This is a genomic window from Nostoc sp., from assembly GCF_036919615.1.
Lineage (GTDB): Bacteria > Cyanobacteriota > Cyanobacteriia > Cyanobacteriales > Nostocaceae > Nostoc.
The window spans coordinates 23221-38965 of record NZ_JBALCN010000023.1 but is presented as its reverse complement, the minus strand read 5'-3'; the positions used below and the strand labels follow the sequence as shown (position 1 = coordinate 38965).

Here is a 15745-nt window from a genome sequence, read left to right as displayed (position 1 = left end):
GAGCCAAACAGCAACCAACTTAAGAAGCTGGGTAGAAGCCAGCTAAATTTTAAAATGTTTTCTTTGTGTGTGAAGAGCATCGGTGATCGCTTTGTGTGTGACGAAGATTCTTGAAAAATAAAAACCGCTCATCATTAAAGCACAATTATGAAAATTTTTGTAAATTATACGTTTACACGAAAAAGCATCTGTTATAATTTTTCAATTTAACTAGTATGTAAGGATTCTGTGATCCTCTACAGTTAGTGAGTAGTATCTCTAAAAATTCCAGCTTATTGGGAAAAAAGATTTGATTCAGACGCAGTTAACTTTTTAATTATTTCCATACTGGATGATCTAATGATGGTAAACAAGTATTAACTATATCTGGACACAGCTAAATATGTCTATGAGAGTTTCCCATATCCAGAAATTCAGTTTATGGAAATTTTGGATAGTAGCCTGTACTATCAGTTTCACGATCAGCGGTTGTACGCCTCAAAAAAGAGCAATGCTCCGAGTAACTGCCGAGAATTTTCGCGATCGCGCGGCTGATGCTATTACATCGGTGAAGAAAATCTATCAACTTGATGATCTACCTAGAGATGATAATTTAGTTATTGAAAGATTATTAAATGATACCAGTATTCAATTTGGAATTCCTAGAGAAGTAAATAGAATTATTACAGGAGAAAGTCAGCAAAATATCCAGCCATCAGATGTTGATCAAGTACTCGATGATTTGAAAGCAGAATATGACACAGCTGCAGAGATATTTAACAAGCTTGAAACAATTGATTATGAAAGTGCAAGGATAGTTGCTAAAACTGCCCAGCCAGCACGATGTTTAACAGTAAAGATGCTGCTTTTAGCCAAAAGAATTCAGGAAAGACCACCAAGACCAAGCGATCCACAACGGGTACTCATTAGCTTTGAACTAAAGCGTCTTGGTGAACAGTATAGAAATTTAAGTATATCCTCACAACCAGAAGCAGAAGAAATTAAGCGTCAAGTTGCTAAACAGATAGATGAGTGGCGAAAAGTTAATTTGTTTGAACAAAAAAGTTTGAATGAATCTATCTTTAAACTTTTGGTTGCGGCTGATACTGGAAGAAAACTATCAGAACTTATTGATGATTACCCTAATCTTAACTTTGAAGTTCTTGCTGCTAGAGTTACTCAGATTGTTGGAGTAGCTACCAGTTTTAGTGGTAATGACTACAGTTCGACACTTACAAAGATTAATACTCTGGAAAAAGAAGTTAATGAAGATAAAGTATTGAAAGAATTTCTGAAAGATATTTCTTTCAGAAACAGACAGATGCAACCACAAACATCTCAATTATGCCAATAATTTTTAGGTGCAACTAGTCATGAAAAATGTTCGCAATTTAACTGAATATATAAGTTATGGCAAACGATAACATTTTAGATACTTTTGCAAAAATAATTTCTCAGTTTCAAGCAATCCCTAGCAATCAAATCAATTTAGAACAACTCAATAACACAGAAGAAAAATTATTTGATATTCGCTCTCAGCTTCAATTTGAACTTTTAAACGTGCAAAATCAGAGAAACTGGAAGCAAATAAATAAGTTGGAGTTAGCACTTAGCGAATGCAAACTTACTCTCGATAGTGTAAGAGCAGCGATTATAAATGTTAGTATCATCGGAATAAATCAAGAAAATCTAGCACAGATGCAGAAAATCTTACAAGAAATCGACGCTGCACGTAAAACTCAGGTAAATATAGATTTTGCTATCCACTTACTAGGCTTTTTGCGTAAGCTATTCCTATAATCACCGAATTTTAGATTTTAAATTGGGGATTTTGGATAATGAAATTGAAAATTCAAAATTACCTCGTTTACCTTGTTAAGAGTCTCTGACTGGGAATGCATATTTTAGGGCTGCCGCCTCTCTGACTCGCCGCAGAGCCACTTTAAAACGTCGTTTCTAGCCCCTCCGGCTGGAAACGACGTTAGGACTTACGCAAAAAACCTCTCAAACTCTTATTCCTCCGTGTCGCGCCAGTTGCTTCAAGTCGGGGAACCCGCCCAACGCACTGGCTTCTCTGCGTCCTCTGTGGTTCGATTTTCCGTTACCTGTGCGTAAGTCCTGGACGTTTTAAAGCAATACTGCTCGGTTAAGAACATTTGTGTTACCCAACAAACCCTGGAAAATGTTGGGTTTTGTTCCTCAAACGCCACTTGCTACCCTGCAGGAACGCTAAGAGCGAACAAGTCAGGAAACCGTAAGGGCGCAGTGGCTCCCCAACCTACACATTTATTATTTTTTAGGCAAAACCTACGCAATATTGGGTTTTAAGAGCTTTGGGCTTAAGTTGACACTAGTGAAATAGACCGAGTGCTGCATTCATATTTTCAGTTAGTCGATTTACAATTTTCATCGCTGTCCATCCCCACTGCACTAAGAGTTAAGTGTGGGGACTTCTGCGATACACATTAAAGTCCTAAATCTACAGCAATGCGGTGAGCGCAAGCAAACCCAGAAAAAGCTACCGCATTCAACCCTTGACCCGGAAAGGTACTATCCCCTACACAATAAAGTCCTGGAATAGCTGTGCGATTAAAGGGCATGTTCAATAACCCCCACAACTTGCGCCGGGGAATTGGCCCATATGTGCCATCCTCACGACCCAAAAAGCGGCGATGGGTGCGGGGTGTGCCTACCTCCAAATAATCCAATCCAGCATCTAAGCCGGGAAAAATCTTCTCTAGGCGGTCAATAATTCGCCAAGCCGCCTCTTCTTTCTTCGCTTCGTACTCACTCACAGAAAGTTCTTGCCAATCATCAATCCAGTCAGGTGTGAAGGCATGAATGATATGATATCCACTTGGTGCTAAATCTGAGTCAAGCAATGTGGGAATCGAAACAAAAACTGTGCCTTCTGTTGCTGTCATCTTTTCCCAATCTTCTAGCAAAATATGGTGACACTCTGTCCCCGCAGGTAAAACTGACTCCTTTACCCCCATGTGCAAACTCAAGAAGCTTGGAGATTTTTGATAATTTTGTTGCCACTTTTTCTCATTATCTGGCATTTCTTCTGCTGGTAATAATTGTTCAAATGTATTCCAGCGTGTAGCATTAGAAACTATGCGTTTACCCCGATATACTTTACCATTAGCCAGTTGCACACCTACCGCTTTTCCCTGTTCTGTGAGAATTTTCGTGACTCTAGCTTGGTACTGAATCTTACCTCCAGCCTTCTCTAGACCTTCCACCAGTTTTTGAGCAATTTGTCCCACTCCGCCTTTAGGATAGTTAACTCCGCCATAATGCCTGTCAGAAAAGACCATCCCAGCATTAATCATTGGTGTCATGTCCGATGGAACCACTGACCAGCAATAACATTCCATATCGATGAATTTCAATAATTGGGGATCTTTGATGTAGCGTCTGGCAAAATCTCCAGCATTTTGAGGCAGATACTTAACTAAACCGAGACACGCCAAAGGATATTGGAAAAATACTCGTAGTAAATACCGAGGTTCTTCTAGCGACAGCAAATCCATGCTGTTGAGGCACTTGAATACTTTTTGGCATTCGTCATAAAAGCGACGAATCCCCTGTTCTTCATGGCGAAAATGAGCAGTAAGATTTTGCAAAAATTTTTCATAAACCCGGTCAACCTTCAGGTCTAAACCTTGGGGTAGATGATAGTGAATCTGCACTGGATCTGCGATCGCTTCTTGGCTGACATTTACAGCTGATAATGCACGGGTGAGTAAGTTAGTAGTACCGTTCTGTCCCAGCCCAAAAATCATTGATGCCCCAACATCGAATCGATAGCCTTGGCGTTCAAAATAACCAGCGCTACCACCTGGAATCAAATAACGTTCCAGTACCAGCACTTTCGCTCCCTTTGCCGCTAATTGGGTCGCTGTTACTAACCCACCAATCCCAGACCCAATCACGATCGCATCGATATCTTGCATTTTTCTCTTTTGTCATTAGTCCTTTGTTTATTTTCCAATGCCCAATCACAAAAAAGAGGGACGAGCCTGCTACTGCTGGCTAATCCCGCTGCCGATCCTTAAAAGAGAGGAGAACACTGTAGAACAATATAGCCTTGACTGAGAATAAATGTCAACTACTAATGAAAAACTTTATCAATAAAATTAAGAGTGTTAATTTTAGCTGTCAGCCGGATGCAGGAAAGAGTATTATGGTGTTTCAGTTCTTATACAATAAAAAGGCGCCTATTTCTGGCTATGACGCTACAATTGCGCGTTTATGTTCCACCGCATCCTCTGATCAAACACTGGCTGGCAGTCGCCCGTGATGCAGGTACACCTTCAGTATTATTTCGCAGTGCGATGACTGAGTTGGGAAGATGGCTGACTTATGAAGCTGCGCGAGACTGGTTGCCGACCCAAGAAACATCGGTGCAGAGTCCCTTGGATATCTGTCCAGCAACGGTGATTGATCCACAGGTGCCTATGGCAGTAGTTCCGATTCTGCGGGCTGGACTAGGATTACTTGAGGGAGCGCAGACTTTATTACCTTTAGCATCAATTTACCACCTTGGCTTGGCGCGAGATGAAGAGACACTGCAACCTCATTGTTATCTGAACAAGTTACCAGAAAAATTTGACCCTCAAACACGAGTGTTAATTACCGATCCAATGTTGGCAACAGGAGGGTCGATCATGACGGCAATGGCAGAATTGACACAACGGGGTGCTGATCCAACCCTGACACGGATTGTGTGTGTGGTCGCGGCTGCACCAGCTTTGCAAAAACTGAGTGAAGCTTATCCAGGTTTAATAATTTACACCGCTACTATTGACGAAAAACTGAACAATAAGGGGTATATTGTACCAGGATTGGGAGATGCAGGCGATCGCATTTTTGGGACTTAAGCTAGTATGCAGCTAGGGCAGGAAAATAGCATAACTACTGTAAAAGTTGCAAGGTTTGTTGAAGGCGGTAAAGATATGAGTCAGCGAGATGGTTTTGCCAGTGGTTTTGTCGCAGGGGCGTTTGTCGGTGGCGTATTTGGTGGTGTTATCGGGGCACTGATTGCTTCTCGACGCGACCCCCAATTGTTAGTAGAGGAGGAGACAGAACTGACAGATAGCCAAGCCGAAGCTAAAAAAATAGCAGCAAAGCGACGTCAGATGAAAGCCTCAGAAAATGAGAACATCGGTATAGAAACGGCTAGGCGATCGCTAGAAGATAAAATTGCCCAGCTAAATGCCACAATTGATGAAGTGCGAAAGCAACTGGGTAATGTGAATGGCGGTTCACCCCAAGCAACCAATGACCGCTCCCTCACTAAAGACTCCTGAGGTTTGTTCAGGTGTGGTGAAAATGTCAAGTGTGGTAAGTGCTAAATCCGCAGACACTATGACATAGACTAAATTAAAATCAAAGATAAGACCGCTTTTAACACTTAGCAGGAAACAAAACTATCCATGAATCCTCTGGATTTACTGATTACAACACTAGCTACCTTCATTACCTTTTATAGCTATTTGCTAATTATTAGGGTTTTGCTGACCTGGTTTCCAACAATCGACTGGTATAACCAGCCATTTGCTGCTTTGGGCCAGATAACCGACCCTTATCTGAATCTGTTCCGCTCAATTATTCCCCCATTGGGCGGTATGGATTTTTCTCCAATCTTAGCTTTCTTAGCGCTCAACTTAGCTGGCGACTTACTGAGAACCTTAGCTCATCTGCCATTCGTACAGGGATTTTAATTAGTAACCCAATAAAAACTTTTGTAGAGACGCTAATCGTGAAAGCGTCTCTACAATTTTTATCGGCAGTAGTTTATTAGCGTTCCCACACATCAGGTATAGTCAATAGTTCTATCTATTAATACGTATTTAAGCGCAATAAATAGTTTTTTGTACTGAATATAGTTTTTAGCAATCGCTCTTTGTTTGGTTTGCTCCCACGCTTTGCTAACACTCACACCAATGCACTGGCTCCAAAATCTCAAATCCAAAATTGCTATTACCTACGCACTTGACCGCTAAATCCAGCTGCTTTAAACTGCTTCAGCTTCAACGGAGTAGGCTGATTCGCAGGTACGGAAATTCTCAATTCAAAATCGCTAATGCCTGGTGGTATCTCGGTAATAGAACCTAAGCGAGTGCGGTTTTGCATCACCGAGTCATTATTAGCATCATAGATGCGTCCAAAAATATCTGCGTCGTAGACTGTTTTATTAGTGCCATTTTCTGCTTTGCCAATGACAATAAAACAATTGGCAGCCGCGCTACCACTACTGATAACAGCCCCTTGTGCGAGTTCTGATGGACAATCTTTATAGGAAACATCAAATAGTTTAATCTGTGTTAGGGCTACAGCTGGCGGAATAATCACCCACGAGAGAAAGGTGATGAGACAGGAAATAAAAACGACCGTGAGTGGGCGCAACCGCATAAAAGACCCCGTGATTTAATTCAATAATTATTTAACTTATAATCTCAGCTTACAACATACCCCTACTCCCTATTCTCTACTTCTCTGATTGATTCGCAACTGCAAATACCTGCTCCACGATCAATTTCCAATCGGGTACTACATCTGATGCAATCCGAACCGTACCTTTCCACACCGTATCCTCATACTGTCCCTCCATCCACTTGCAAACGGTGATTTGTTTTAACTCCGGATCAACAATCCAGTATTCGGTAATGCCTCTAGCTGCGTATTTCGTGCGTTTGTAACGGTAATCGCGGCTGCGGTTCTCAGTTCCGGGACTGACGATTTCAACCACTAATACTGGTGGGGGCATATCGCGGGTAATCAGATTGCGGGGACTCCCAATCAAAGCCGCTTTCGACTCTTCTGTATGCACCACCAGATCCGGTAGCCGACAGGTTGCTCGCCGCCCACTAACTTCAACTTCAATGTCCTTGTAAGCCAGCAAGGTGATCGGAAAATGCTTTGCCAACTCAAACAGCAGCAATTTGGCAATATCACAGTTTTCCTGGCTTTCACTTGGCATTTCTACTAGCTCCCCATCCATTAATTCATAGCGGCTATCAGTGCGATCGTCATAAGCCAGAAATTCTTCAAAAGTCAGGAGTTTTGTGGGATGCTGAGTTTGAGTCATGGCAATTTCTCTAACTAGATGATAAGTAGGTCAATACTAGAAAATATCAAACCGATACCAAGAACTCAGGAGACAAGAGAGATTAAAGTTTTTCTGCTGACTTGTGACTTCCCTGAATATTACAGCTATTTTCAGGTAAATAGACCATGCACTAGGGGCGCAAGGCCTTGTACCTTTATGACAGATGTGGTTCAAATAGATGAAAACTGCTGTAAACATCTTATGTTTAATTATGTCCATATTTAACTACAGGGTAATTGGAAACTTTAATTTAACTTTTGTAATAATTAGGAAAATAAACCCTCAATTGCTATTAACTTATGACTCCAGATGAGATTGAAGTAGCTATGCTTGCAGCCTTTAATGATTGTGATGTAGCAAGCTGTCCTCTCACTGACACGCAGAAACAGATATTACTGCAAGTCGTCGAGCAAATTCAGGGAAATTCTACTTCTGGAGCGTCAGGTATTGCTAATCCCTTAGACGAACTTACCCCAGAGGAGTTAGAAGTATTTTTAGAGTTTGTTAAGGATGAAGAACAACGCAACCGGACTTGGAAAGTGCAATTACTTAACGACTGGCTGCTGGGAAATGACTCTGGAACAGTACAATTTATTCGGCAACGCTATGGTTTACAGTGGCTGAATCGTGTTGAGTCATATCATTTTGATAAGTATTCTTATTTTGAGGATGCACTAAAGCTGAGAGTAGGCGATCGCATTGAAGTTTCCAATGCACTATGGGAATGGGTGCAAGAGGATGGGCCTTGTAAGCGTGAATGGTTTCCTTGTATGGTGATCAAAGTCGAGGAAATTAGCGATGTCTACGACGGGCTACGCCTACGCGATTATTCCTCTACTAATTGCGTCGTCCGCTTCTTTAACGGCGCTGAGTATGAAATTCAAGGAATGTACGAATGGAATCGCTACAATTGGCGCTGGCCTCAGAAGTAGTGCTGTACATAGGTAGCGGGGCGTTTAGCCCGTGCTGAGTTTTTAATCCTCGTGAATGAGTCTTTGATACTGATTAATGAGGCTCAGAACTCCATTCATCCACCTTTGATACTGATTAATGAGGCTCAGAACTCCATTCATCCACCTTTTATACTCATTCATCCACCTTTTATACTCGTTCATCCACCTTTGAACTCCGTTGATGAGTCTTTGATACTCGTGAATGAGTTTTTATGCTCTAACTGCTGCTGTATGTTGATGAAATTATTGCTTGAACAACGCCCAAGCCAAAAACCTTTCGGTATGATACAACGCTAATTGATTGCTCACACCATTAAAAACGGCATCAAAAGCGTGTTCTGCCCAAGGAATTTCTAGAAAAACCGCAGTATTACCAGAGTCATGTAAATGTTCATACATCTGTCTACCAAATCGTGCTTCTACCAAATGGTCACGACTGCCGTAAATTAATAAAGTTGGTGGTAAAGGGTGTGTTAGATAATTTATCGGTGAAGCAATTTGATACTGATTAGGCAATTCTTCTAAAGAACCACCGAGAAATGCTTTTAAAACAGCGCGAGTATTGATGGGATCGGGATTCGGTGGTGTTTTGTATCCTTCAGTTAAGTTAACAGGCCCGTAATAGTTCACCACAGCCCGAATGGGTGGTGCATCTGGTTGATAAGCCGCTAGCATTGCTAGATGTGCTCCCGCAGAACGCCCTAAAAGTACCATACGTTCTGGATCGGCTTCATATTCTGCTGCATGTTTGCGAATAAAATTTAGGGCTGTACGCACATCATCTAACTGAGATGGAAACCGATATTTAGGTGCGTGTCGATAGTCGATCGCAAATACTGTATATCCCTGATGAGCGATATATTGATTAAACTCAGAATTGGCATGAGGATTGCCATATTGCCAAGCTCCACCATAAATTACTACTACTGCCGGATATTTCCCTACCTCTGAAGGTTGGTAAACTTCCATTTTTAAAGGCACTCCCGCAGGAGAAGCAAAGAGAATATCTTTTTGATGACGCGTTTTGCCTAATGGAATACCCCGGAAAAAATTAACTAAGTTAAAGGGATAGGTTTGCATCTTAGCCCTTACTTGGACTGGAATTTGCTCTAGATAATTTGCTCCTAACCCTTGTTTCATCGCTTTAGCCATCTGTATTTGAGTTAGTGGGATATTCACTAGCACCCACCCACAAATTAGCAATCCTATTAAACTGAAAATACAAGCTAAACGCTGTAGTTTACGGCGACGGATGTAGAACAAAGAAAGCAATAAAGAGAGCAAATTTAATAATAATAACCAAGGACTGACTTCTGGCGCTCCCACTGCTAGCGTGAGTAAAAACATATTTGGAGCCGGAAGAAAAATCCAAGAACTAAGAAATAGACTTGCAAAACTTAGTAATAATGCAAGCCATGATAAAAATGTTTTGGGTTGAGAAAACATAGACAAAATAAATGACATCAATGATGTGTTCTGTAAAGACGCTACATGGGTCAAAACAGACTCTGATCACGCCAGTTTTGCCGATTGGATTTGCTGAGCGCTCAGTTTATTGCCACACAGCTTTATCATGGTGGTGCAATCGCAGTACCATGATAAAGCCTGATTAGTATTCCATTAGATTGTTGTCGTAATGTAACATAATTAATGACTAAATGATAATGTGCAGAGTAATATTGCAAAGTAGCTATTTATCCTAAATCGCAAGTAAAGAATTATGGCAAGAATGATTCCTGAAAAGTTATCATCAACAACAAAGAGCAATGCTGAAAAGAAACTCTTTGAAATTTTTGCAAAAGACCTGGGTGATGATTATATTGTTTTTCATGGAGCATGGTGGCAGCACATCAAATATGTCGTCCAAGATAGAGAAGCTGACTTCATAATTATTCATCCTGATAGAGGAATACTCATAGTAGAAGCTAAAGGAGGAGAGATAAGATATGATTCTTTTGATAAGGCTTGGTATCAAAACCAAATTAGGATGAAAATATCTCCCTTTGAGCAAGCTAGACAAATTAGGTATAAGTTTTTGGATTTTCTTAGTAAACATAGCGAATTTTCAGTGCAAGATTTTTGTATTGGACAATGTGTTGCTTTTCCTGATGTCGATGAGGTTATAAATGGACTACCTTCTGAAGCACCACAAAAAATATTACTCTTACGTCCTCAAATAAAAAATGTTAATAGCTGGGTTTCTTGCGTTTTAAGCTTTTAGATACAAAGTCTTCCACATATCGATGATCTTTGAAAAGCAGATAGTAAGCATATATACAATTCAATTGCAATGCCATACAAGTGATTTTCATTAACTTAGTTATATGTTCAATAATTCTATCTCTGAGATTTTTTCTTGCCGATATTCTTTCTATATAGGTTAATGCTCCCTTTCGTGGCTTAACTAAATGATGAATGATTCTAGTCTTGATAAATGTATTGATAAGCTCATCATCAAATACAGCGAAAAGATATTTTAGGCTAATCCTTTGGACATCATCACTATAATCTTGAGATAAAAACTTTACAAATAACCAAGAGTATAATTTTCCATGTTTTGGATACATTTTAGACAATTGATAAACCCATTCTATATGATCACTAAATATTTGAGTTTCTAGCTCTATACCTAATGGGATTTCATTCAAAAACTTACCAAATTGTTTTGCTTTATCCTCATTATTAATATCTTCTATTTTTAAAAATCCTGTTTGATGTTCTGAATAATAGGATTCTTTATGCATACTTACTTTATTTGAATCAATTTCTTTTATTATATCTGCCTTATCTAGCTTTTTTTCTTGCTTGGTTTCATTATATTCCTCTTCTTGAAATGGCATTGCAGAAACTCCACTTTCCTTTGACTCTTCAATAAAATTAATTATTTCTTCTTCAGCTTCTATAATCTTGGTTTTTGAAGCGTTCAAATTTACCCCTATCTTTAAAAGAAATTCTTGTAATATTATTGAGGCTTTAACCGCATCACTTTTACTGTTTGTAAAAATACGGAAATCATCTACATATCTTCCAAAGTTTATACCCAAGTTAAATAATGCTTCATCAGCTTCCTTCAGAAATATATTGGCTATAAATCCCTCTGCTTCATTTCCTATCGGTATACCTTGACTATTATGTGTTTCACTTAGTTTACCATCCACAATTGAGTAGTAACAGATTTTGAACTTCAAGGTTTTACCAAAAAGAATTAAGAAATGTGTATCTTTTCCTATATTGATTTGTCTTGAAATTGCTAAAAGCAAGTATTCGTGGGATATAGAATCATAAAAAGATGATATATCGGTTTTCAGCATACAACTGCTGTTCTCAACTTGTGCTAATTGCCAAGCTATAAATTCTTTAACACCTTCATAGTAATACCTATATAAATATCCCTTGGATTTTTTCTTTTTTTCACTATTTCTCTCAAGACGATATGAGAAACAATTTTGAACAAACGTAAAATCTAATAATTCAGCTAATACAGATACAAAAATAAATTTAATTACTAAGTCTTTAAATGGAGTGTAGATCATTCTCCTGAAGAACATATCTGATTTTGGTAAATAGTAAGAGAATGCAGTTTCTGCATCATATAAATTTGGATTTTCAAGAGATGATTCAATTTCTTTAAACAACTTCTCTTTATTTTGCCTATAGTAATCTATCTCAATAAAGTTACAGTAAGAATCATGAGTTATTCTGTATGATATGGCATATACATAAGCTTTTTCAAAAACTTCTCTCTTCCTTATCTGCTCAATCAAAAAATCTTTATTCATTAGATTGTCTATATTAAAAGTGCTTTTGTTGGCTTTGAATAAGTCTAATCTAACATCTGTCGTTCTGCCCCGCTACGCATCCTCCAACGATCATTCACCAAAGTGCAGGTTGTGAAATTTGAGCGTTTTTAGACTGGTGCGGCATGAATAATGCCCACTCAAAATTAACGCCTAGTTGGCAAAAATTAATGGAGTAAACTCGATGTGCGATCGCGCATCGAGTTTACCCTGTCTGCGATGCCGCGCGATCAAATTGTTTCTCTATCAACCCAAACTCAGGTGATTTAGTAAAGCTTGGCGCATCACTTCAACAGGTATAGTTTCCTGCTGCAACCAAATTTTTAAGGCTGCTACCCCTTGTTGAACTAACATTTCTAATCCATCGATCACAATTGCGCCTTGTTTTTCAGCTTGCTCTAAAAATTGCGTCGGTTTCGGAATATATATTAAATCGTAAGCGATCGCACCCGTTGGCAAATTCGCTATTTCCCCTGCACTCAAAGGCGACTCATCAACCTTGGGATACATACCTATGGGGGTTGTGTTTACTAAAAGGTTTGCTTGAGAAATTAGCTTGGGCAATTCTTCCCACTGATGAACTTGTAAATTTTCACTTATGGGTGAATTACTCCAACTTTTGCCAAATTCTTGCAATCTCTGCACATTCCGCCCAACAACGTGAATTTTGGCAAAACCTAGCTGGTGACAACCTGCTACAACTGCCCTGGCTGCGCCACCATTGCCTAAAATTACCGCTACCTTCTGACTCCAATCCTGCTTATACGTTGTCTGCAAAGGAGCGATAAATCCTTCTATATCTGTATTTGTCCCCACCCATTGATTATTTTGGCGACTAACAGTATTCACTGCGCCGATAGTTTGAGCGAGGGGTGTAATTTCTGAGAGTAGGGGTATGATTGCCTGTTTATGAGGGATTGTCACATTAAAGCCGACAACACCAATAGCGGCGAAACCTGCGATCGCTATCTCTAGATTCTCTGGTGCTATGGGAAAGGGAAGATAAACGTAATCTAATCCTAAATGAGCGATGTCTTCTCTGCGAGACGCTACGCGAACGACGAGCTGCGCTAACGCTGCATTATGCATCACTGGCGATCGCGAATGTTCCACCGGATGTCCAATTACCCCTAGCAGTCTAGTTTTGCCTGTAATTAATTTGTCATTTGTCATTTGTCATTGGGCATTGGTTATTTCTCCCTCATCTCCCCTTGCTTCCCCTGCTTCCCCTACTCTCTCACACCTCCAATTAGCCTACAATTATTAAAAGCTACTTAACATTTCTTTTGATTATGCAGGCAACTACAGCCCCCTCAACAACCCCAACTCCTGGTAAATATTGGCAGTGGCGAGGGCACAACATTTACTATGTGTGTGCGGGAGAAAAACAATCGCAACGTCCGCCTTTGCTGTTGGTACATGGATTTGGTGCTTCCACAGACCACTGGCGCAAGAATATCACAGGATTGTGTCAAGATTTTGAAGTATTTGCGATCGACCTTTTGGGATTTGGGCGATCGGCAAAACCGAAATTGCAGTACAGCGGCGACTTGTGGCGCGATCAACTCCATGATTTTATCAGGGAAGTAATTGGTCAAAAAGCAATATTAGCGGGTAACTCTCTCGGTGGCTATGCTGGCTTGTGTGTTGCAGCACAGCGTCCCGACAGTGCTGCTGGTTTAGTGTTACTCAATAGTGCTGGCCCTTTTAGCGAAAGCCAGCCTACATCTGAGCCTGAAGCTTTACAATCAGAAATTCAGTTACCTAAACAATCCCCTACTTTGCAAAAACTTCTCGGTGACGGTACTAAGTGGATTTTTCAACAACCTTTAGCCCAATCTCTGTTATTTCAATACGTGCGACAACGTTGGGTAATTCGACAAACCCTAGAAAAAGTTTATCTTGACAAAAGTGCGATTACAGACCAATTAGTAGAAGAAATTTCTCGTCCTGCTTACGATCCTGGTGCAATGGAAGTATTTGTGTCAGTCTTTAGTACTCCTCAAGGGGAAAAAGTTGACGTGCTACTAAAGCAATTAACTTGTCCTCTGTTGATGTTGTGGGGAGAGGCTGATCCTTGGATGAATGCTAGAGAACGTTCCCAAAAATTTCGTCAATATTATCCTGAACTTACAGAATATTTCTTAACAGCAGGTCATTGTCCCCATGATGAAGTACCCGATAGAGTAAACCAACTTTTAAGCGATTGGGTTTTGTCTATTAAGTAGCTGGGCAAAATTAAATATAAAATGTCATTGTGTTGGCGTAAGCCTTCCCGTAGGGTACGTAACGCAGTGGAGTGTTCGCGTAGCGTCTGGTAGAGTTGCAATCTCAGTCTTTGCGATCGCAACTTTACTAGACTAAAGCCATGCCGTTGGCGAACGCGAACAGCGTGTCGCAAGACTTGCCTCTCGAACGCAAATTAGCGTCTCCCCTTCTCCCAAAGCTACAGTGTACACACAAGTCGGAAAAACTTCATCCACCAAAGATTTGCGGTTCAGCAGCGCTCTTGGTAGGGTTTCCTGGAGCAGGCGACTGCTGTTAGCGCAGCGTTAGCGACACAGGAGCACTCCGATAGGAGAAGGGTGCGTTACGCTGGCGTGACAAAGCTAAATTGTTGCAATCATGGCGATGCCTGCGGTTCTTGCTAGCCAACTCATTTGTTATTTTGGCGAACTCATTTGTTATTTCGGCGAACTCATTTGTTATTTTGGCGAACTCATTTGTTATTTTGGCGAACTCATTTGTTATTTCGGCGAACTCATTTGTTATTTTGGCGTCTCCATAACGAACCCTACGAAACAACTAGAAGAGTTGAAACCTATGCTGGTCATACTTGTGTGTACACTGTAGCTTCTCCCAAAAAGAGAGGCTAGTGCCTACCATAGGATGCCCGAACGCAAGAGCGTCTCCTTTAGGAGAAGGGCTGTAGGGAGAAGAGAAGGCTTCACGCTGCGCTATCCGCTCAGACTTTCTAAGATGAATTTTGAATTGTTATAACAATCCCTCCAATTCGGCGAATTTACGCAAACGTGGTAAACACTGGCGCTGATAAAAACTGCTTAATGTCGGAATTGACAGCCCAAATTCCTCAGATAATTCTCTCCAGCTAACTTCTGGGGGTAGGCGTTTGAGAATTAAAACCTGACAATTTACATCTGGACGCCCTTTAATGCAAGTACCGCGCAGTTCTCCTTCAGAATCTGTCTTAGCCCATGTCTCTAAGTCTTCCAGAATGGGAGGTGCTTGGGGGGTAGCTGGGAGGTTATCTACAGGATCAATGATTTCACTTATTCCACCCGATCTAGATTGACGAACCCGAGGAGGGACTGTTGTAGCTTGTTCGCGGTTGTGGTTAATGTAAAAATCTTGTAGTCTCCGGTTTAGGTAAGCATTCAGCCAGGTGATGACACTGCCATAGGTGGGGTCATAGATTTTACCTGTCAAACCCTCACAAACATTGCGGCAGAAATACAACCAAGTTTGTTGTAGTGCATCTTGATAGTAGGGAGTATTTTCCCTCCAAAGTCTACTTGCTGTCAAGCGAATAATTTGCGTGAGCAGCTTCTGACGCTGAGGGCTTCCAGATGGGTGTCCACAGGCTTCGGTAACTAAGCGGCGTAGCTGTTCATCGAATTGAACCATGACAATCTTGGGGCAGAAAGCAAGAATATCTTAGTATTGCGTATAACAACACCTTAAAAAATCCTTTTGGTCAAGATGCTGTATCTTTTTTCAAAGGAATTGGGCAATTCAATTTTGGATTTTGGATTTTGGATTGACGATAGCGCAGTGTTAGTAAGTCAGACGCTCTCTACAAGACGCGCAAGGGACGCGGACTCATTAACGCTTTGCTATCGAGCGTATGATTGGATTAAATTTCAATCCAAAAATCTCAA

Annotated in this window: 15 protein-coding genes; 8 read left to right on the top strand and 7 right to left on the bottom strand. The window is 40.6% G+C overall.

Annotated features, from left to right (window positions below; translation table 11 throughout):
* Positions 1-490: 490 nt before the first annotated feature.
* Positions 491-1333: a hypothetical protein gene (locus tag V7K48_RS07915; protein ID WP_335071220.1), complete on the top strand. Its 843-nt coding sequence runs from the start codon at positions 491-493 to the stop codon at positions 1331-1333.
* A gap of 56 nt (positions 1334-1389) precedes the next feature.
* Complete coding sequence (locus V7K48_RS07910) at positions 1390-1779, top strand: hypothetical protein (protein WP_335071218.1); 390 nt, start codon at positions 1390-1392, stop codon at positions 1777-1779.
* Positions 1780-2444: 665 nt separating this feature from the next.
* Here V7K48_RS07910 and crtH read toward each other — a convergent pair.
* Positions 2445-3938, bottom strand: coding sequence for a carotenoid isomerase (crtH, locus tag V7K48_RS07905; protein WP_335071216.1), 1494 nt, complete (start codon positions 3936-3938; stop codon positions 2445-2447).
* Positions 3939-4214: 276 nt separating this feature from the next.
* Here crtH and upp point away from each other — a divergent pair, with 276 nt between their 5' ends.
* The 3 genes from upp to V7K48_RS07890 all read left to right on the top strand — a co-directional run bounded on the left by upp (position 4215) and on the right by V7K48_RS07890 (position 5708).
* Positions 4215-4865 (top strand): uracil phosphoribosyltransferase, encoded by a 651-nt coding sequence (upp, locus tag V7K48_RS07900; protein WP_334968449.1) that lies wholly within the window; start codon positions 4215-4217, stop codon positions 4863-4865.
* 75 nt (positions 4866-4940) lie between these two features.
* A complete protein-coding gene (locus tag V7K48_RS07895) occupies positions 4941-5294 on the top strand; it encodes a hypothetical protein (RefSeq protein WP_335071358.1) in 354 nt (117 codons plus the stop codon).
* 135 nt (positions 5295-5429) lie between these two features.
* Entirely contained in the window at positions 5430-5708 is a 279-nt protein-coding gene (locus tag V7K48_RS07890; protein WP_335071356.1) for a YggT family protein, read from the top strand.
* A gap of 259 nt (positions 5709-5967) precedes the next feature.
* Here the strand turns inward: V7K48_RS07890 and V7K48_RS07885 are convergent, their stop codons facing one another.
* Both V7K48_RS07885 and V7K48_RS07880 read right to left on the bottom strand, forming a co-directional pair.
* Complete coding sequence (locus V7K48_RS07885) at positions 5968-6399, bottom strand: biotin carboxylase (protein ID WP_335071213.1); 432 nt, start codon at positions 6397-6399, stop codon at positions 5968-5970.
* A gap of 76 nt (positions 6400-6475) precedes the next feature.
* Complete coding sequence (locus tag V7K48_RS07880) at positions 6476-7075, bottom strand: Uma2 family endonuclease (protein WP_335071211.1); 600 nt, start codon at positions 7073-7075, stop codon at positions 6476-6478.
* 320 nt (positions 7076-7395) lie between these two features.
* Between V7K48_RS07880 and V7K48_RS07875 the strand changes: the two genes are divergently transcribed.
* Positions 7396-8028, top strand: coding sequence for a hypothetical protein (locus tag V7K48_RS07875; protein ID WP_335071209.1), 633 nt, complete (start codon positions 7396-7398; stop codon positions 8026-8028).
* 264 nt (positions 8029-8292) lie between these two features.
* Here the strand turns inward: V7K48_RS07875 and V7K48_RS07870 are convergent, their stop codons facing one another.
* The gene (locus V7K48_RS07870; RefSeq protein ID WP_335071354.1) at positions 8293-9495 is read right to left on the bottom strand and encodes an alpha/beta hydrolase; all 1203 of its coding nucleotides are present in this window, start codon (positions 9493-9495) and stop codon (positions 8293-8295) included.
* A 274-nt stretch (positions 9496-9769) separates the two neighbouring features.
* On the opposite strand from V7K48_RS07870, the gene V7K48_RS07865 reads away from it, so the two are divergent.
* Positions 9770-10270 (top strand): nuclease-related domain-containing protein, encoded by a 501-nt coding sequence (locus V7K48_RS07865; protein WP_335071207.1) that lies wholly within the window; start codon positions 9770-9772, stop codon positions 10268-10270.
* Here V7K48_RS07865 and V7K48_RS07860 read toward each other — a convergent pair.
* Both V7K48_RS07860 and V7K48_RS07855 read right to left on the bottom strand, forming a co-directional pair.
* Positions 10236-11828 (bottom strand): RNA-directed DNA polymerase, encoded by a 1593-nt coding sequence (locus V7K48_RS07860; protein ID WP_335071205.1) that lies wholly within the window; start codon positions 11826-11828, stop codon positions 10236-10238. The genes V7K48_RS07865 and V7K48_RS07860 overlap by 35 nt on opposite strands.
* Before the next feature lie 264 nt (positions 11829-12092).
* Complete coding sequence (locus tag V7K48_RS07855) at positions 12093-13019, bottom strand: shikimate dehydrogenase (RefSeq protein ID WP_335071202.1); 927 nt, start codon at positions 13017-13019, stop codon at positions 12093-12095.
* A 119-nt stretch (positions 13020-13138) separates the two neighbouring features.
* Between V7K48_RS07855 and V7K48_RS07850 the strand changes: the two genes are divergently transcribed.
* Positions 13139-14074 carry an alpha/beta fold hydrolase gene (locus V7K48_RS07850; protein WP_335071200.1) on the top strand — a complete coding sequence of 312 codons (936 nt, stop codon included), beginning with the start codon at positions 13139-13141 and terminating at the stop codon, positions 14072-14074.
* Between the two features lie 766 nt (positions 14075-14840).
* Here the strand turns inward: V7K48_RS07850 and V7K48_RS07845 are convergent.
* Positions 14841-15491: a sigma-70 family RNA polymerase sigma factor gene (locus tag V7K48_RS07845; protein WP_335071198.1), complete on the bottom strand. Its 651-nt coding sequence runs from the start codon at positions 15489-15491 to the stop codon at positions 14841-14843.
* Positions 15492-15745 lie beyond the last annotated feature (254 nt).